This window comes from Rhodococcus sp. EPR-134, from assembly GCF_001647205.1.
Taxonomy (GTDB): Bacteria; Actinomycetota; Actinomycetes; order Mycobacteriales; family Mycobacteriaceae; genus Rhodococcus_F; species Rhodococcus_F qingshengii.
Map to the genome: position 1 here is coordinate 18,715 of NZ_LVCT01000039.1, position 19,027 is coordinate 37,741.

The following is a 19,027-nucleotide window of genomic DNA, read 5'->3' on the forward strand; positions in this document are numbered from 1 at the left end:
CTGGTGGTGATCTGTGCTGTCTGTTGTGCAGGGCTGTCAGGTTGTTGCAGGGCCGTCAGGTTGTGCAGCTGCTGCAGCGGCATCGGCCGCGGGTGTGCCGGGACGATTCTTCTGGACCCAGCCCTCGATGTTGCGCTGCACCCCACCCGAGACGGCGAGCGCCCCAGGCGGTACGTCGTTCTTCAAGACCGTGCCCGCACCCGTGTATGCGCCGTCTCCCACGACGAGAGGGGCGACGAACATGGTGTCGGAGCCTGTTCGGACATGCGACCCCACCACAGTACGGCTCTTGTTCACCCCGTCGTAATTGACGAAGACGCTCGAAGCTCCGATATTGCTGTGATGGCCGATGGTGGCGTCGCCGACGTAGGTAAGATGCGGAATCTTCGAATGCTCGCCGATATCCGCGTTCTTGGTTTCCACGTAAGCGCCGATCTTGCCGTGTGCCCCGAGGCGGGTACCAGGCCGGAGATAGGCGAAGGGGCCCACAGTCGCGTCCGCGCCGACAACGGAGTCGGTCCCGTGCGAGCGGACGACTACTGCGCGCTCACCGACGGTCACGTTGTCCAAGGTGGTATCCGGGCCGATCACGGCGTCTTCGCCCACCGAGGTCGTGCCGGTCAACTGAACTCCGGGCAGGAGCGTCACGTCCTGTGCGACGTGCACGTCGCAATCTATCCATGTGCTCGCAGGATCGACGACGGTGACGCCGGCACGCATCCACTTCTCGAGGATCCGACGGTTCATCTCGCGGGCGAGCGTCGAGAGCTGCACGCGATCGTTGGCGCCCGCGACGAGAACCGAATCCGCGATGTGCTGAGCACGAACACGCTTGCCCGCGCGACGGGCGATCATGATCACATCGGTGAGATAGAACTCGTGTTGTGCGTTGTTGGAGTCGAGGGACGCCAGCGCGTCGCGCAGAGTTTCGAAGTCGAAGGCGTAGACCCCTGAATTGACCTCGGTGATCGAGCGCTGCGAATCGGTGGCTTCCTTCTCCTCGACTATGGCGTTCACCTCGCCGTCCGTCGTACGAAGGATTCGCCCGTAGCCGGTGGGGTCGACGGCCGTCGACGTCAACACCGTCACCGCGGCCGCGGGAGCAGCCGTGTGCTGGGCGAGGAGGTCTGCGATGGTCTTTCCGTCGAGCAGAGGCACGTCGGCGGCTGTGACGAGTACGGTCCCGGAGAAGTCGGCCGGCAACCCCTCGAGCCCACAACTGACAGCGTGCCCGGTGCCCTTCTGCTCGTCCTGAACAGCGACGGTGACGGAACGGTCCAGTTCCCCGGCGACTGCGTTCACGGCTTCGGTGACACGCTCACGATCGTGACCGACGACGGTCACCAGGTGCGTGGGATTCAGTGAGGTTGCCGCGTGAAGCGAATGTGCCAGCATGCTGCGTCCGGCGAGAGTGTGGAGGACCTTGGGAGTCTTCGACTTCATTCGTGTACCGGCACCCGCTGCGAGAACGATCACGGCGGTCTGCACTGGTTTGAGCTCCCTCTGTCGATCAAACTGTCGATCAAGACATACATTCCGCTCGGGAAAGCATGTTGTTCACCAGCTCCGCCGCCAGGACTCGAACCTGAACTATCTGAACCAAAATCAGAGGTGCTGCCATTACACCACGGCGGATTGCCACGCATTGCCGAGCCTTGCGGCCGAACGCGCGAAAGAATAATCGCATGCCGACCCGCCGTAGGTCGAACCGCTCCTCCGATCGGGCCCCCGAAGTCCCGATAGGCTGAGCGTCCACAGCAGTGATTTGTGTGTCGGCGAGAGGAAGACAATGGCGACGGTGTCCGGTTCGGGTGGCGGGGATCCAGTTCCCGAACGAGTGACACGGATCCGGATGACCGGTACCCAACGTCGGCAACAGCTGATCGAGATCGGGCGGGCATTGTTCGCCGAACGGGGATACGAAGCGACCTCGATCGAGGAGATCGCCCAGCGCGCGAACGTGTCCAAGCCTGTCGTGTACGAGCACTTCGGCGGCAAGGAGGGGCTGTACGCCGTCGTAGTGGACCGGGAGATGTCGCGACTCCTCGAGATGATCACGTCTTCGCTCTCACAAAATCGCTCGAGAGTTCGAGTCGAGCGGGTTGCGTTGGCTTTGCTCACCTACGTGGAAGAGCATACCGACGGATTTCGGATACTCGTGCGCGATTCGTCCGTTGTCGCGCCCAGTGGGACATATTCGAGCCTCCTCAACGATGCGATCAGTCAGGTGGGCTACCTATTGGCGGGGGACTTCTCCAGACGCGGTTTCGACCCCGGACTAGCAACGATGTACGCACAGGCGCTTGTCGGCATGGTGTCCACTACGGCTACTTGGTGGCTCGACGAACGGACTCCGTCGAAGGAAGTTGTCGCCGCTCACCTCGTGAATTTGTGTTGGAATGGGCTGACGAATCTGGAAGCCGATCCACAATTGGAGGGTTAACCAGGCGCGCCTGCCGCGCAGAGATGGATCGCGGTCTAAGCTGTGTTCGCTGTATCACGATCGTTTGATGGGCAAATGTCTCATTTGTTTGCAGGGTGGGTTGAATGCCGAACCGTGCCATCCATTTTGACGCTGTGAACGGGTAAGACCAAGAATTCGTTCGATGTGTGGTGATTGGAGGCCGGATCGATGGTGAGGCAAGAGCGGGCAGAAGCCACCCGTGATTCGGTGCTGCGCGGAGCAGCGGGTGTGTTCTTGCGCCTGGGCTATGCCAATGCCAGCTTGAGCGAGATCATCGCCGAGTCGCAGGTGACCAAAGGCGCCCTGTACTTCCATTTCGGGTCCAAGGAAGAACTCGCGCGGGCGGTGATCGACGAGGGTTCGGCACGTTTCGACGCAAAATGTGAGCTCTGGTTGGACCGTCGAACTCCCGCGCTCGAGTCACTGATCGGTATTTCGTCGGTCATCGTCGACATCGGTGCGCATGACGCCATGGTTAGAGCTACGTTCCGCTTGTTGGTCGAGATCGGGGACTATCGGGGCTCCGGGCCGGCGACTCTGGACGTGTGGCTCGACATTTACCGTGAACTTGCCAGCCGTGCGGCCGACGAAGGTGATCTGCGTTCGGACGCGGATTCTGCTGACATTGCTCGTTTCCTGTTGGAAGTTGCGTCGGGAGTTCGGCTGATGGCAGCCGCGACCGGGACCGTTCGTGAGCTTTCGGACTCCATGAAGGCATCGTGGAACTTGATACTGCCGATCGTGGTCCCGGAATCGAAAGTGGAGTACTTCAGGCAATTCGCGGCCCGTCGCCTTGCCAGTGATCACTGAAATCACTGGCTCTCCGCACTGCTCCTTGGTCAATTTGCTGCAAATGTCCTGGTAGGGACATTGTTCTCTTTGTTCTGCATTCGAAACAAACTAAGAGTATGTTTATAGTGTTGATGGGAATCTGGAAGTCCGATCTTGCCGTCAATCTTCGGATTGCGGTATGTTCTATCGGTAGCTGAAGAATTGCTGAGAATGAAGGTTTGTCAGGGCAGGGTGACGGCGTCGGCGCACCGGGCAGCATAGGGGGCTGCCCGGCGTGTACGACCCCAGATGGGGAGTCAACAGATGGGTGACACTGCGCCGACGCCGATGCTCGACATCGGCCCGCGGATCGGCTGTGACGTAGTGAACGTCGTGGATGTCACTCGAAGTATCGAACTCTTCGGGCGGAGGTATCTCGATCGGACCTTCACCCCGCACGAATTGCAGACCTGCACCGGGCCGGCGCGGGATCAACGATTGGCTGCACGTTTCGCCGCCAAAGAGGCTGTGGTGAAGGTACTGCGGCCTGGTGACGTTCCCGTTCCGTGGAGTTCCATCGAAATCACTCGGGCCGAGTGGGGTGGCTGTGGGGTGACACTGTCCGGTAATGCCGCGGAACTCGCGCGGGCCCAGGATCTGCACGATTTTCAAGTATCTATCTCGCACGAAGCGGACGTGGCCATCGCAATGGTGATCGCAACACGCTCGGGCGCTCGCATCGAAAAGAAGGACGACATCGCTGATGATTGATCAGGCAATTCGGAAAGTGCTCGTCGAGCACGGTCGGCTGGCAGTCGACGTGAGCACGATCGACGGAGAGGCCGATCTTTACGAGTTGGGTTTGACGTCGCACGCGAGCGTGAATGTCATGTTGGCGCTGGAGGATTCGTTCGACATCGAGTTCCCTGACGAGTTGTTGCGGAAGAGTACTTTCGCAAGCGTCAAGGCGATCGAGGGTGCGTTGACGGAGTTGGGTGCTGCATGAACGCTCCGCAATCGCAGTGCTCCACCGGAACGGCCCTCGAGCGGGCCGCACGGTTGGCCGACGAAGTTGCAGCGGTGTGGGCCGACGAAGTCGATGCAGAAGCAAGGTTTCCGCGTGAAGCTGTCGACGCCATGCGAAGCGAACGGCTGCTGTCCGTAGCTGTGCCGAGGGAACTAGGCGGCGAAGGGCTCTCGCTGCAGGAAGTGTCGCAGATCGCCCGTGTGATCGGAACACGCTGTGCAGCAAGCGGAATGATTTTCGCGATGCATCAGACGCAGATATACTCGTTGGTCAAGCACGGCAACACCGAAGCACTACGCGAGTTTGTCGAAGAAACGGTCGACAAGCAATTGCTGTTGGCATCGGCAACCACTGAGCTGGGAATCGGTGGTGACGTCAGCCGGAGTTACTGCGCGGTGGAAGACTTGGGCGGTCACCTGCTGTTGATCAAGAACGCGCCTGTCATTTCGTACGGTGAACACTCCGACGCGATAGTCGTGACGGCTCGGCGAACACCGGAGAGTCAGCCGAACGATCAGGTTCTCGTGGTGTGTCGTACCCCAGACCTGACGCTCGAACGCACCACCGAGTGGAACACACTGGGGCTGAGGGGAACTTGCAGTCTCGGTTACATCCTTCGGGCCACCTCGACGCCGGAGATGGTCGCCGACGTACCGTATTCCGATATCTCCACCCACACGATGCTTCCGGTCTCGCACGTCGTCTGGAGTTCGGTGTGGTTGGGAATTGCCGACGCTGCAGTCGAGAAGGCGCGCAAGTACGTGCGTGCCGCCGCCCGCAAGCAGCCCGGGGTCACTTCCCCCGGAGCGCTGCGGCTCGCCGAAGTTGCCGCTTCGGCACAACAATTCGCCGATCTCGTCGGCGCCTCTGCACGCAGGTACGACCGCGCAGTCCACGCGGAGGAAGGCGTTGCCGATTTCGAGGCGACGGGAGCGGTGGGATTTTCGCTCGCAATGAACAACCTGAAAGTCACAGCGTCGACAGCGGTGGTGGAAATCGTGGGGCAGACAATGTTGATCTGTGGAATCTCGGGATATCGCGAGGACACCGAATTCTCGCTCGGTCGGCACCTTCGTGACGCGCACGGCGCAGCGGTGATGGTGAACAACGATCGAATCATGGCAGGTTCAGCGCACATGGCTATCGGATACCGGGGAACGCTATGACGAACGAGACTGTGACGACCGAGACTGTGACAGGCGAGACCGATCTGGATCGGGCCCGGGCTGCATTTCAACGTGAACTGCTCGTCGAAGGACTTCTCGTCGAGACGGAGGTGCCGGGACTCTACGGGCGTTCCGGAGTGTTCGAGGACATCGTCGACGGTATCGACCGAGTGGTGATTGCAGCGGGGCCAGGCGACGCCGCGTCTCGGCTGCGGTTCCCGCCGGTGTTCCCGCGGAGCAGTTTCGAGCGCACCGACTACATCGCTTCGTTTCCCAACCTCACCGGCGCCATCAACACCTTCGCTGGTTCCAATCGCGATCACGCGCGACTGCTGGCCGATCGCGCCGAGGGACAATCGTGGGACCGCCACCTCGAGCCGACCGAGACCATGCTCGTGTCCGCAGCGTGCCATCCTGCCTATGCGCGGTATACCGGAGTTCTCCCCGAAGGCGGAGTGCTGCTGGACATCTACGGTTTTTGCTTCCGGCACGAACCGGCGATCGATCCGGCTCGCATGCAGGCGTTTCGGATGCACGAGTTCGTGACGATCGGTGACGCCGCGGCAGCGCGAGCGCATCGCGAGCACTGGATCGAGCGGGGGCTCGAGGTGCTCGGCCGGCTCGAACTCGACGCTACCCCGGTGATCGCCAATGATCCTTTCTTCGGGCGCGCCGGAAAGATGCTTGCAGCCAACCAGCGTGAAGAGAATCTCAAGACGGAACTGACGGTTCGGCTCTACGGAGATCTCGACGAGGGCACGGCGATCGTGTCCTCGAACAACCATCTCGACCATTTCGGTGTCAACTTCGACATCCGAACGGCGCAGGGGGAGGTGGCACACAGCTCGTGCGTCGGCTTCGGGATGGAGCGAATCGCGTTGTCCTTGTTGCGGACTCATGGTCTTGACGTGGCTGCATGGCCAACCTCCGTTCGTGAACGAATGGGCATCTGATGTCACGGCTCATCGACATTTCACCTGATCGCTACAGGCCCCATTCGTTGCATCAGGACGACCGCGTGTGGGCGCAGACCAACTGCTACACGGATCTGTGGATCGAAGTGTTGCATTCGCTGGGATTGGACCCCGTCCCGGCATTGGCATGTGCCTTCTCATCGCGGTTCGACGGGACTCAGTGGACGTTCCTCAAGCTCAAGGCCGAGGACATCTACGCGCTGTACGGAATCGAAGTCGCCGAGATGAACGTCTGGCGGGCACCGCTGATCCATGTCGAGGACAACCTCGCGGTTGGGATGCTGTCGACGGTTGAAGTGGACGGATACTGGCTTCCCGATACTCTTGGAACGAGCTATCACGAGGGGCACACCAAGACCACGATCGTGCCCAATCGGATCGATCGCGTTGCCGGCGAGCTCGAGTACTTTCACAACAGCGGGTACTACTTGCTGCGAGGCGACGATTTCTCCGGCGTCTTCGATCTCGATCGTTCCTCACTTCCTTCGTTCGTGCCCTACGTCGAACAGATCAGGTTGAATCCGGTTCACGCGACCAACGCCGGAAACATCGCCGAAGTGGCTCGGCGGAATGTAGCGGTTCGAGCGGTGGGTAATCCGGTGCGAGAGCTGGGACGCAAGGTGATCGACGACCTCGAATGGGTGCAGGGGGCGGGTATGGATGCGTTTCACCTCTGGTCCTTCGGGCTACTTCGTCAGTGCGGGGCCAGCGCGGAGCTGGCTGCCGACGCCAGCGAGTTCTTGGACACTGCAGGTTTCTCCGGGACAGGCGAAGCTGCGCCAGATTTCCGCAAAGTGGCATCCGGTGCCAAGAGCGTGCAGTTTCAGATGGCGCGTGCCTCCAGGGGCCGCGCGGTGGACCCGCGTGAGCAACTCGACGAGATGGCCGTGTCGTGGAAGAGGGCGATGGAAATCGTTGCCGACACAGTCGGCGTCGACTCGCATCGACACTTGAGGTTGGTCTAACAGTGCCTCGTTCGTCAGCAGACCTGCTGGCCGGCGCGATATGGCGATGCGCTGCAACCGAACCCGGATCCATATCCGACCCGGATGCCCTCGAAGCCGTGACCGAGTGGGTCGCAGCGTCCGTGCCTGGAACAGTCGTCGGTGCGTTACGTGCGGAGCAGACGGACGCCGGACGCACGAAGTCCGTTTCGTCGTCGTCTGTTTCAGAATCGTCTGTTTCATCATCGGACTGGTGGTTCGTGACTACCGTGGCCACGACCGGTGAGGGGTCGTGGCTGCTCCAGTTCGACGGTATGACGGCGTTTGCGGATGTCTGGATCGGCGGTGTCCGTGTCGCGTCCACTGAATCCATGTTCGCACCTGGGGAAGTGAGCATTCCGGCCGGAGTCGGCGCTGGTAAACGTGTCCAGGTGGCTGTTCATTTTCATTCTCTCTCCGCGATTTTGAGATCGAGGCGTCCTCGAGGACGTTGGCGCTCGTCGATGGTCCGTGAACAGGGCCTTCGGTGGATCCGAACCACGATGCTCGGTATGGCTCCCGTGTTCAGTGGTGTACCGGTACCGGTGGGTCCGTGGCGGGGTATCCGCTTGTTGGACAAGGGGATTGCCGCCGTAGTCTCTGCTGTCAAGCATGCGAGTGTTGACGGCACAACCGGTCGCGTTGCCGTCAGTGCTCGGCTCACCGGATTGCCGGCCTCGCTGGAGTACGTGACCGTGCGTGTCGGCGAACACTCGCGGCAATTGGCTGTATCCGCCGGACCGGATGGATTTCTCGAGGTGTCCGGCGTCGTCGAAGTGCCGGAAGCGAAGTTGTGGTGGCCGCACACTCATGGCACCCCGCGCACTTATCCGGTGACGATGGAAGCGGTCGGAGTCTCCGAGCATCTCGGTTCAGTTGGCTTCCGGACGGTGGAGGTCGACAGATCCGATGGTGGATTCCGTTTGTATGTCAACGGCATCCGGGTGTACTGCCGTGGTTCGGTGTGGGTGCCGACCGACCCGATCTCGCTTCAAGGCGACGCCGGCACCACTCGCGTCTTGGAACGCCTGGCAGAGGCCGGCCTGAACATGATTCGAATCCCGGGGACGATGGTCTACGAGAGCGACCACTTCTGGGAGGAATGCGCGCGACTGGGCATTCTCGTGTGGCAGGACATGATGTTGGCGACGCTCGATCCGCCCGACACCGACGAATTCTTCGAACTCGTTGCCTCCGAGGTCACCGAGTTCTTGCACAGAGTGCGCGGAAATCCCGCTTTGGCAGTCTTCTGCGGCGGCAGCGAGACCGAACAGCAGCCGACCATGCTGGGCTTGGTCGATCAACACATCCCGCTCATTCATTCGAGACTGCCGGAGTTGATCTCGACGGTGGCACCCGAACTCGAGTACGTGACGTCGTCCCCCTCGGCGCCTCGCGGGGGCGAGCAATTGGCAACGCATGTCGGAAGCGGGGTCGCTCACTACTTCGGGGTGGGTGCCTATCGTCGTCCACTGGCCGACGTGCTCAGCGCGCGAGTACGTTTTGCGACCGAATCATTGGCATTTTCGATTCCACCGTCGAATGCCGTGATCGAGAACGAATTCGGTTCACTCGCCGTCGCGGGGCACCACCCGGCATGGAAAGCCGCGGTGCCTAGGGACAACGGATCGTCGTGGGATTTCGAGGATGTTCGGGACCACTACGTCTACGCGCTTTTCGGCGAAGACGCTCGTGAAGTCCGGTGGTCCGACCCGGAACGCTATCTCGACCTGGGGCGAGCAGCTGTATGTGAGGCGTTCGCATCGACGCTCGGATACTGGCGTCGCCCGGACTCTCGGTGCGACGGCGCCTTGACACTCGCACTGCGAGACCTGGAGCCCGGACCGGGATGGGGGGTCCTCGATTGGAGCGGCAGCCCCAAAGCTCCGTGGTTCGTGCTCCGTAGGAGCGCCAAACCGATTGCGCTCCTCGTCACGGACGACGGTATGGACGGATTGAGGCTCGACGCGATCAACGAGACCGCCGAACCTGTCGTCGGCGAGATCAGGTTTCGAGCGCACAGTCGGTCAGGTGTCGTCCCGGTCGACGTCGCGCTACCGGTCAAGGTGGAAGCGCATTCAAGTCTGACCTGGTCCGTGGACAGCCTTGTCGGCCGTTTCACCGACCTCACTCACGTCTTTCGGTTCGGGGCGCGGACATACGACGCCGTCACCGTCACACTCGAGGACGAAGACGGCGAGATGGTGGACGAAGTGGTCCACCTCCTGGGTGGCTCGGCGCGGCCTCGCGAGCGATCGGTCGGACTTGTTGCCACAGCGCGCAACGTCGGTGACTCGGAGTGGGTAGTCGACGTCTCGACGGATGCTTCAGCCCAATACGTTGCCCTCGAACTGCAGGGCTTCGAGCCCGAAGACTCCTGGTTCCACCTCGCGCCGAACGGTCGCAGGACTGTACGCCTACGGAGAACCGGTCAGGCGACGAAAGTGATCGGTCGCGTTCGGGCGCTCAACTCGCACGTGAGTGTGGCCGTGGCGCCGCCGATCACTCCGGTCACACAATCCTCGCCGTCCAAGCGGACGTCGAAGAAGACGAGTGCTACGGGAAACTGAACGGATCGGACTGCGCTGCGAGATCGCACACCGATAGAATCGAACCGGCGCACAACTCTGCCTCGGTGGGGATATTGCGCTCGGGCTGTGCGTCCGCAACCCGTCATTACTGTTCAGGAGCGCGTTCGTTGACTTCCTTGTCCTCTGCCCAGACTGCGCTCGCTGGACTCGCCGAGGTCGCCCTCGCAGATGCCGCGTTCACTCCGGTGATCGAATCCATCGGCTCGGCCGCCTTGGACATCGTGGCTCCGAAGCCGGCTCGGCCGTTCATCGCCGCTGCACTCGCCGCTCGCACGCCGGTGCTGCTGGTGACGGCCACCGGTCGTGAAGCCGACGATCTGACTTCGGAACTCACCGAGATGCTCGGTGGAGGCGTGGCGCAGTTTCCGTCGTGGGAAACATTGCCGCACGAGCGACTGTCGCCGAGCGCGGATACCGTTGGGCGACGGGTGGAGGTACTGCGCAGACTCGCCAGACCAGACGACGCCTCGTACGGATCGCCACTTCGGGTGATCGTCACCACGGTGCGCTCTCTCGTTCAGCCGATGGCACCAGGCCTGGGCGAGATAGAACCGATCACGTTGCGCGTCGGCACCGAGGTCGATTTCGATTCCGTTCTGGTTCGTCTCGTGGAGATGGCGTACAGCCGCGTCGACATGGTGGGAAAGCGTGGTGAGTTCGCGGTCCGTGGTGGCATTCTCGACCTGTTCTCGCCGACGGCGGATCATCCGGTCCGTATCGAATTCTGGGGTGACGAGGTATCGGAGCTTCGCTACTTCTCAGTTGCCGATCAGCGTTCGCTAGCGGACGTCGACGTCGATTCCGTGATCGCGCCGCCGTGTCGTGAACTGATTTTGACAGCTGATGTTCGTGATCGAGCTGCCGCACTCGCTGCTGAGAACCAGGCTGACGCGTCGTTGGTCGAGATGCTGGACAAGATCTCGGCAGGTATCCCCGTCGAGGGGATGGAAGCTCTGCTCCCGGTTCTCAAACCCGGTGAACTGCAGCTACTTTCCGATGTACTTCCTGAAGGGGCGCACATTCTTCTGTGTGATCCGGAAAAGGTGCGCACCCGCGCCACCGACCTGGTGCGCACCGGCCAGGAATTCTTGGAAGCATCGTGGACGGCGGCGTCGATCGGCGGCGCTGCACCGCTCGACACGTCGATCCTCAACGGCGGAGGAGTCGATCTCGGGGCCTCCGCGTACCGGTCGCTTCGTCATGTTCGCGAATCTGCCGAAGCTGCCGGCAGACCCTGGTGGACAGTCAGCCCGCTGGCGTCGGGAAACGGTGAAGAACTCGAACTCCCGGTGCATGCGGCACCGCAGGTGCGCGGTTCCGACGACCTGTTGGCCGAGCTGTTCGTCAGCCTTCGGGCGCACGTGAGCACGGGCGGTCGCGCGGCGATCGTGGTGGCAGGTGCCGGAACCGCAAGCCGCGTCGTGGAGCGACTCGGTGAAGCCGAAGTGCCCGCCAAGATGCTCGATGCCGGCGCTACCCCCGCCCGTGGACAGGTCGCGGTGCTCCGCGGATCACTGCATGACGGACTGGTACTCGCCGGCGACGACTCGACGCCTGGGATGGTGATCGTCACCGAGTCCGATCTGACCGGCAACCGCGTTGCTGCGGTCGGCGACGGAAAGCGCTTGCCGGCCAAGCGCCGCAATCAGGTTGATCCCCTCGCGCTGTCGGCAGGGGACATGGTCGTGCATGATCAGCACGGTATCGGCCGGTTCGTCGAAATGGTCGAACGCACCATCGGTGGGGCGCGTCGTGAATACCTGGTCATCGAATACGCGCCGAGCAAGCGCGGTCACCCGGGCGATCGTCTGTTCGTCCCGATGGAATCGCTCGATCAACTCTCCCGATACGTCGGTGGGGAGTTGCCGGCGCTGAGCAAGCTCGGTGGATCCGACTGGGCAAACACCAAGCGTAAGGCCCGCAAGGCAGTTCGTGAGATCGCGGGCGAGCTGGTTCAGCTCTACGCAGCGCGTCAGGCTGCTCCCGGGCATGCGTTCGGCCCGGACACACCGTGGCAGAAGGAACTCGAAGACGCATTCGCGTTCACCGAGACGATCGACCAGTTGACCGTTATCAGTGAGGTCAAGGCCGACATGGAGAAGCCGGTTCCGATGGACCGGGTGGTCATCGGTGACGTCGGGTACGGCAAGACGGAGATCGCCGTCCGCGCCGCGTTCAAGGCAGTGCAGGACGGCAAGCAAGTGGCGGTGCTGGTGCCGACGACTCTGCTTGCACAGCAACATCTTCAGACCTTCACCGAACGAATGGCGTCGTTCCCGGTGAAGGTGCGAGGGCTGTCCCGGTTCACCGACGCCAAGGACTCGAAGGAAATCATCGCCGGCATGGCGGAAGGTGAGATCGACATCGTCGTCGGTACTCACAGGTTGCTGCAGACCGGTATTCGCTGGAAGGACCTCGGGCTTGTGATCGTCGACGAGGAACAGCGATTCGGAGTCGAGCACAAGGAACACATCAAGGCGTTACGCACCCACGTCGACGTCCTGACGATGTCGGCTACCCCGATTCCTCGTACTCTCGAGATGAGCATGGCCGGGATCCGCGAGATGTCCACGATCCTCACACCGCCGGAAGAACGTCATCCGATCCTCACGTACGTCGGCGCGTATGCGGACAAGCAGGTTGCCGCGGCCATCCGGCGTGAACTTCTGCGCGACGGCCAGGTCTTCTACGTACACAACCGTGTCAGCTCGATCGACAAGGCAGCCAAGAAGATCCGTGAACTCGTCCCGGAGGCTCGCGTCGTCGTCGCGCACGGTCAGATGAACGAGGACACTCTCGAAAAGACCGTGCAAGGATTCTGGGAACGCGACTTCGACGTGTTGGTCTGTACCACGATCATCGAAACCGGTCTGGACATCTCGAACGCGAACACACTGATCGTCGAACGTGCGGATTCGCTGGGCCTCTCGCAGTTGCATCAGCTTCGCGGACGCGTCGGGCGTAGTCGTGAACGTGGATACGCCTATTTCCTGTACCCGGCCGAAAAGCCTTTGACGGAAACGGCATCCGACCGACTGGCAACGATTTCGCAGAATTCGGACCTCGGCGCGGGTATGGCCGTCGCGATGAAGGACCTCGAAATCCGTGGAGCCGGAAATGTTCTGGGCGCAGAGCAGTCCGGCCACGTCGCGGGGGTCGGGTTCGATCTGTACGTCAGGCTGGTCGGTGAGGCGGTCGAAGCCTTCCGGGCTGCAGCCGACGGCAAACCGATCACAATGGACGAGGGCACGAAGGAAGTCCGGATCGACCTACCGGTGGACGCGCACATCCCGCCCGACTACGTCACCAGTGACAGGCTCAGGTTGGAGGGGTACCGCAAGCTCGCTGCGGCAACTGATTCCGACGGCATCGCTGCCGTAGTCGAAGAACTGGTCGATCGCTACGGCCCACTGCCCGAAGAGGTTCGACGGCTGATCTCGGGGGCCAAGCTTCGACTGCTCTGCCGCGAGTATCAACTGGAGGAAGTCGCCGTCACCGGAACTCAGCTCAAGATCTCGCCTATGTCACTGCCCGATTCCAAACAGATCAGGCTCAAGAGGATCTATCCGAGCGCGCAGTACCGGGCAACGACCGGGCTCGTGCAACTCCCGCTGCCTCGCACCGGCGGAGTCGGCTCGGATCGCCTGCGGGACGTCGAATTGCTCCAGTACATCGCGGACTTCATCCTGGCGATTGACGGGCGCGCCGCCGGTGCCGTCCTGGTCGAGGCGTGAGCACACGGTGAACGAATCGCCCGTCGTCGTACTGCTCGATCCTTTGCGGCCGCATGTCTTTCCGCTGGAGGCGCTCCCGTTCCTGTCCGGCGCGATCGATATCGACCCGGACGTCCCCGACTCGGTACGCGGCGCACTGCCGGCCACGACACCCGGCGCCGCGGTGACTGTGATGATGGACACCGCCGAGCCGAAGATCGCGGCGTTGTCTGCCGCTGGGGTAAAGATGATTCGCGCCAAACCCATTCACGGCGATCGACTGGTGGAAGCGGCGTCGATCATGGACCGGTTGTGGAATCGCGGCGGTTGGGAGTCGACCCAGACGCACGAGAGCCTCTCCGTTTACCTCGTCGAGGAGACCTACGAGGTACTCGACGCGATTCGAAGCGACGACGAGAGCGATCTTCGGGAGGAACTCGGAGACCTGTTGCTTCAGGTGTTGTTCCACTCGCGGATCGCTCAAGCACACGGTGTTTTCGAATTGGACGACGTGGCCGGTGCATTGATCGCGAAACTCGTGCACCGCAGCCCGCACCTGGTCAGTTCCGGGGCGGTCGACATCGCTGAGCAAGAGCGGGCGTGGGACGCTTTGAAGGCTGCCGAGAAGGCTCGCGCGTCATCCATGGACGGCATCGCTCGGTCGCAGCCGCCGTTGCTCCTCGCCGAAAAAGTACTGAGCAGGGCCGCCAAAGCTGGTGTGATCGAAAGCGCCGATGAAGCTGATCTGGAAGCTCTGATCGAGCAGTGCCGACGCGCCGACACTGCACTCCTGGGCGCCCTGGACATGCTGATCGCCGACATTCGGATTCGTGAGGGAAGACGTCTCGAAGACGTGGAGGATTAGCCCACTTTGACGTAATTGCCCGGTAATCACCTGGCAATCGGAAAATAGCTTGGGCTTGGTGAGTGCAGTTGAAACAAACTTAAGGTATGTTTACGTACGAAATGAGCAACACTGGGTCGTTTTCTTGCATGAATTGGCCTTTGATCGGCGGTTATGTAGGGGGGTCCGATGACGGTTCATTTCTGCACTGCGAGCAGCGAGGTACGGCAACCGGCGGGGTGTTGCCGTACCTGGACGCTCGCGGTGGCTACCGATCAGCGATCCCCCAAGCCGTTCGATCCGCTGACGCCGTTCGTATGACAAGAAAGACTGATGGCAAATGAGCGTTCATGCTGAGGTGGAGAGCCGGTCGGCGGTATCGCAGGATTCCGCTCATGTCGGAACAGACTGGCGCCGGGCATACCGGAAGCGGATCGCAGTGAGCGATTCGATCACGGTCCTGTTCGTGATCGCACTCGCTCAGATCGGCAGTATGTGGCCGCATCCCATCGAGTGGCTGACACCACTTAAAGTGATCGCGTCTGCAGCGTTGGGCGGACTGTGGATGATCGTCCTCGCACGGGGGCGTAGCCGTCATCAGGCGATGCTGGGCGAGGGCAGTGACGAGTACGAGAAGGTACTGCTCGCTACCGGCCAGGTCTTCGGAGTAGGCGCATTGGCCGGGATCATTCTGGGCGTGGGAATTGCGCGAAGCTACCTCATGATCGCACTGCCCGTCGGACTCGCTGCGCTGCTTCTCGGACGCTACCTCTGGCGACGCGACATTCGAAAGAAGCGTGCGATCGGGGATTGCCGTAACTCGGTGCTGTTGGTTGGTGGACATGCGTCCGTCGTTGCTACTACGCGTGCCTTCGTGCGGGAATCCTCGGCAGGCTACGACGTTGTGGGAGCGTGCATTCCGCGTCGGGCGACCGCGTTGGACGATCACATCGTTGTCGACGGAGCAGCAGTCCCGGTAATGGGCAACGAGTTCGAGGTAGTCGAGGCGATGCGCGCAAGTGGCGCAGACACCGTCATCGTAACCGGGACCGAAGACCTCGGACAGGTGGGCATTCGCAAACTGATGTGGGACCTCGAAGCCGAGGGCGTCGACATGGTGGTTTCACCGGTCGTGGCCGATGTGTCGAAGGCTCGCTTGATGTTTCGCCCTGCGGCGGGACTCCCGTTGATTCACGTTGCGCGGCCGCGCTACCAGGGCGCGAACCGGCTTGAGCCCGCTGTTTTCGACGCGGTGTTCTCGATGCTGATGATCCTCCTCGTGGCGCCGGTCATGCTCGCCGCTGCCGCTGCAGTCAAGTTCACGTCCAAAGGCCCGGTGTTCTACAAGGCGGAACGCATCGGCCTCAACGGGAAACCGTTCCCCATGTTCAAGTTTCGTACCATGGTGGAAGGCGCCGATCAGCAGGTTGTCGATCTGATGGGGGACAACGAAGGCGCCGGAGGTGTGTTGTTCAAGATGCGTGAGGATCCACGAATCACGTCCGTCGGCAAGATCCTTCGTCGATTGAGTATCGACGAGCTACCGCAGTTCTTCAACGTCATTCGCGGAGAGATGAGCGTTGTCGGCCCGCGGCCGCCATTGCGTCGCGAGGTCGAGATGTACGACGACGAGGTTGCCCGGCGCCTGCTGGTCAAGCCTGGCATCACCGGTCTCTGGCAGGTAAGTGGTCGCAGTGATCTCTCCTGGGAAGAATCTGTTCGTCTCGACTCTTCCTACGTGGAGAATTGGTCTGCGGCGCAGAATATCTCGATCATCACCAGGACCGTATCCGCAGTGCTCAGGAGCGACGGAGCGTACTGACCGGACAGAGGCAGTCAGCATTCCTGGAACTGGGCGCGAACATACCCGGCGGTTTGCCACACATAGTTCGCGGCCCAGACCCAGACCGGAAGTGGTCGGGGGTCCGCGACTACGTCGATGTCACCGTCCCAGCAACGGTTGATGATGTAGCGACTGCGAGAGACATGGGGAACGAAGGTCACAACGATGACACGCTTCCATCCCTGTGCCTCGGCGCGACGCCGAATCTCCTGTCCTTCACCACGCGTGGTCGACGGATCTGGCTTGAAACAGCTGACCTCGAAGTCGTAGGTGCCCTCGCATATTGCGGTGATCCTCGGATCATTGCTTCGATACGGATTCGAAAAGATGATCTGGGGCGCGTAGCCCTGCTCGGCCAAGGACAGTCCGTATTCTTCTCTGCCGTCGTGATCACCGCCGAGAACAACTATCGCGTCGGCCATTTCGGGTGTGTCGATCACCGGATCGACGTAGACCGGCCAGCCGGCGGCAGTGATTGCAGTAAGTCCGCCGACAATCCCGCTGAGAACGAGTACGCGTCGACGGACCTTGGGGCGAGTGGATTTCACAATTACTTCCTGTAGTGCAGATGTGGGAGCCGCTCAGAGCCCGTACTGGGTTTCGAGCACCGCACGAACGGCAGGCATTCCTAGTCGTTCGCGAGCAACATTTCGCGCGCGGGCGCCCATCTCTGCAGCGGCGACGGGATCCTTCAAGAGCGACGAGATCGCCGCGGTCACTGATTCGGTGGCGTCATCGGTCACGAGGCCACACCGACCATCCCGGATCAGTGGTGCGAGGCCGCACGTGTCGGTGACGACTACGGGCAGTCCAGCGGCCATCGCCTCGAGTACAGACATCGGGAACGGTTCGTTCACGGAGGGCAAGACATATACAGCGGCTTGACGAAATCGTTCGGGAGACTTGTCGAACGGTAGTGGGCCTTCGTACTGGATGCAATTGCTATGTCCGGAGCGTTCGATCAGTCGGTTGACGGCTTCTGCTTCACCCTCATCCGGTCCGACTATCGAAAAGCGCGCCGTGTGTCCGCTGTCCAACAACTCTTTTGCGGCTTCGACGAAGACCTGGGGTCGCTTTCTTGCCTGTAGTCGTGCTAGGTAGAGGACCTCGGGCGGGTCGCAACTGTTGACTGGCCGTGACTCGAGGTCTTCGGCCTCGGGGATCCCGTTGTTGAGTTCCACCAAGTTGACGCGACTGTCTCCGACAACAGACTGCAGGTCTGTGTGCTCTCGTTCGGTCAGATAGAACACTGTCCGTGCTCGTTTGAGGACCGGGATCGTGAAAGCAGCGTCCAACGGCCTTGCCAGCAATTTGTCTGTCTCGTCGATCATCCCGTGAGTTTGTGCGAAAACTGGAATACCGTATGCAAGAGCCAATTTCGCGGCAGGAAGGGTCACCAGGTCACGCGCGAGATGAATGTGCACGACGTCGAATTCTCGGACGTGCTTGCGAAGCCACACAAGCATCGACGGCGCGCCGATTCCCGCGTACCCGATTTTGGGGATCACGGTTCGCGCCGGAAACAATTGCAGAGCGATACCCTGCTCGCGTGTCGGTGGCACCGCGTATCCACGCTCACCCGCGGCGATAGTTACGTCATGCCCATTGTCCTGCAATGCTTTCGACTGATTTAGGGCGACCCTGATAGGCCCTCCGTAGGCGGCGTCCGGTGAGAAGAGAGTGACGATCTGCAGTATCTTCATCGTGCAGCGCCGGCCCGTGGCGCCAACATCGTGGCTCCGGCGGGAACATCGGACGTCACCAAAGCCGTCGCGCCGACGATTGCGTTGTCCCCGATCGTTACACCGCGGAGTATCGTCGCACGGGCGGCGATCCATGCTTGGTCACCGATGACGATGGGAGCATTGTCGAACTCGAATGTGGGACTTCGGTGATCATGACTGCCCGTACACAGGAGGACATCCTGCGAGATAGCCGTATTCGCCCCTATCGTGACGGGTTCGAGATTGAGTATCCATGTTCCCTCGCCGATCCACGAGTCTGCTCCGACCGTCAGTTTCCACGGCCAGTGGATACGGACGCGGTGTCGAATCAGGACCCCGTCGGCGATGTCGGCACCGAACCGCCGGAGAACTGCAACGCGTACTCCATTGGGGCACCACCAATGAGAAAGCAGCACACCGGAAATCGCGAGCCAGGAGATTTGGACCAGCGGGCCGCGTCCCTTGTCGTATCCTGCACCGGTGAACCCGGACAGAGTGCGGTTTGTGCTCACAGTCGGACCGCTGCAGACGAATCCCGTACGTGCTCGCGATACCAGGCTACGGTCGACTCGATGCCCTCGCGGGTTGAGATCTGTGGTTTCCAACCGGTGGCCATCAATGTGGACACGTCGAGTAGTTTGCGCGGTGCACCATCGGGCTTGCTTGTGTCCCAGTCCATTCGGCCTTCATATCCCACTGCTTCGGCCACAATATTTGCGAGCTCTTTAATGGTTTCGTCGTGACCGGTACCGACGTTGACATGCCCGGACTCGTCGAAGGTGTCAAGTAGGTGAAGGAGTGCATCGGCCAAGTCGTCCACATGGAGGAAGGGTCTGCTGCACGGATAGGTGACATCTGATCTGTGGTGCCGAGAGGTGCCGCTGGAAGGATGTGCACCATGCCGAAGCCCTATCCCCGAGAGTTCCG

Annotated in this window: 15 protein-coding genes, 1 tRNA gene and 1 pseudogene; 11 read left to right on the forward strand and 6 right to left on the reverse strand. The window is 61.3% G+C overall.

Annotated elements, in window-relative coordinates:
• Window positions 1-36 precede the first annotated feature (36 nt).
• Complete coding sequence (glmU, locus tag A2J01_RS01780) at window positions 37-1,488, reverse strand: bifunctional UDP-N-acetylglucosamine diphosphorylase/glucosamine-1-phosphate N-acetyltransferase GlmU (RefSeq protein WP_082900777.1); 1,452 nt, start codon at window positions 1,486-1,488, stop codon at window positions 37-39.
• Between the two features lie 76 nt (window positions 1,489-1,564).
• Window positions 1,565-1,635, reverse strand: a tRNA-Gln gene (locus tag A2J01_RS01785).
• A gap of 154 nt (window positions 1,636-1,789) precedes the next feature.
• Between A2J01_RS01785 and A2J01_RS01790 the strand changes: the two genes are divergently transcribed.
• The 11 genes from A2J01_RS01790 (at window position 1,790) to A2J01_RS01840 (ending at window position 16,355) form a co-directional block, all read left to right on the forward strand.
• A complete protein-coding gene (locus A2J01_RS01790) occupies window positions 1,790-2,443 on the forward strand; it encodes a TetR/AcrR family transcriptional regulator (protein ID WP_003946303.1) in 654 nt (217 codons plus the stop codon).
• 189 nt (window positions 2,444-2,632) lie between these two features.
• Window positions 2,633-3,274: a ScbR family autoregulator-binding transcription factor gene (locus tag A2J01_RS01795; RefSeq protein ID WP_003946317.1), complete on the forward strand. Its 642-nt coding sequence runs from the start codon at window positions 2,633-2,635 to the stop codon at window positions 3,272-3,274.
• A gap of 285 nt (window positions 3,275-3,559) precedes the next feature.
• The gene (locus A2J01_RS01800; protein WP_054188777.1) at window positions 3,560-4,006 is read left to right on the forward strand and encodes a holo-ACP synthase; all 447 of its coding nucleotides are present in this window, start codon (window positions 3,560-3,562) and stop codon (window positions 4,004-4,006) included.
• Window positions 3,999-4,241 (forward strand): acyl carrier protein, encoded by a 243-nt coding sequence (locus A2J01_RS01805; RefSeq protein WP_003946296.1) that lies wholly within the window; start codon window positions 3,999-4,001, stop codon window positions 4,239-4,241. Before A2J01_RS01800 ends, A2J01_RS01805 begins: the two co-directional genes overlap by 8 nt.
• Window positions 4,238-5,428 carry an acyl-CoA dehydrogenase family protein gene (locus A2J01_RS01810; protein WP_042448906.1) on the forward strand — a complete coding sequence of 397 codons (1,191 nt, stop codon included), beginning with the start codon at window positions 4,238-4,240 and terminating at the stop codon, window positions 5,426-5,428. The genes A2J01_RS01805 and A2J01_RS01810 overlap by 4 nt, the downstream gene beginning before the upstream one ends.
• Window positions 5,425-6,381 (forward strand): amino acid--[acyl-carrier-protein] ligase, encoded by a 957-nt coding sequence (locus A2J01_RS01815; protein WP_064111678.1) that lies wholly within the window; start codon window positions 5,425-5,427, stop codon window positions 6,379-6,381. Before A2J01_RS01810 ends, A2J01_RS01815 begins: the two co-directional genes overlap by 4 nt.
• Window positions 6,381-7,367 carry a DUF1839 family protein gene (locus A2J01_RS01820; RefSeq protein WP_003946304.1) on the forward strand — a complete coding sequence of 329 codons (987 nt, stop codon included), beginning with the start codon at window positions 6,381-6,383 and terminating at the stop codon, window positions 7,365-7,367. Before A2J01_RS01815 ends, A2J01_RS01820 begins: the two co-directional genes overlap by 1 nt.
• A 2-nt stretch (window positions 7,368-7,369) precedes the next feature.
• A complete protein-coding gene (locus A2J01_RS01825) occupies window positions 7,370-9,955 on the forward strand; it encodes a glycosyl hydrolase 2 galactose-binding domain-containing protein (protein ID WP_064111680.1) in 2,586 nt (861 codons plus the stop codon).
• 128 nt (window positions 9,956-10,083) lie between these two features.
• The gene (mfd, locus tag A2J01_RS01830; protein WP_064111694.1) at window positions 10,084-13,710 is read left to right on the forward strand and encodes a transcription-repair coupling factor; all 3,627 of its coding nucleotides are present in this window, start codon (window positions 10,084-10,086) and stop codon (window positions 13,708-13,710) included.
• 7 nt (window positions 13,711-13,717) lie between these two features.
• Window positions 13,718-14,554 (forward strand): MazG family protein, encoded by an 837-nt coding sequence (locus A2J01_RS01835; RefSeq protein WP_007728872.1) that lies wholly within the window; start codon window positions 13,718-13,720, stop codon window positions 14,552-14,554.
• A gap of 319 nt (window positions 14,555-14,873) precedes the next feature.
• On the forward strand, window positions 14,874-16,355 hold the full coding sequence (locus tag A2J01_RS01840; RefSeq protein ID WP_064111685.1) for a sugar transferase: 1,482 nt from the start codon (window positions 14,874-14,876) through the stop codon (window positions 16,353-16,355).
• Between the two features lie 14 nt (window positions 16,356-16,369).
• On the opposite strand, the gene A2J01_RS01845 is transcribed toward A2J01_RS01840, so the two are convergent.
• The 4 genes and pseudogenes from A2J01_RS01845 to A2J01_RS01860 all read right to left on the reverse strand — a co-directional run.
• A complete protein-coding gene (locus A2J01_RS01845) occupies window positions 16,370-16,924 on the reverse strand; it encodes a YdcF family protein (RefSeq protein WP_007728868.1) in 555 nt (184 codons plus the stop codon).
• Window positions 16,925-16,957: 33 nt separating this feature from the next.
• On the reverse strand, window positions 16,958-18,079 hold the full coding sequence (locus A2J01_RS01850) for a glycosyltransferase (RefSeq protein ID WP_030536278.1): 1,122 nt from the start codon (window positions 18,077-18,079) through the stop codon (window positions 16,958-16,960).
• Window positions 18,076-18,612: a DapH/DapD/GlmU-related protein gene (locus A2J01_RS01855; protein WP_007728861.1), complete on the reverse strand. Its 537-nt coding sequence runs from the start codon at window positions 18,610-18,612 to the stop codon at window positions 18,076-18,078. Before A2J01_RS01855 ends, A2J01_RS01850 begins: the two co-directional genes overlap by 4 nt.
• A pseudogene (locus A2J01_RS01860) lies at window positions 18,609-19,027 on the reverse strand (hypothetical protein); the annotation flags it as partial. The gene A2J01_RS01855 and the pseudogene A2J01_RS01860, both read right to left, overlap by 4 nt.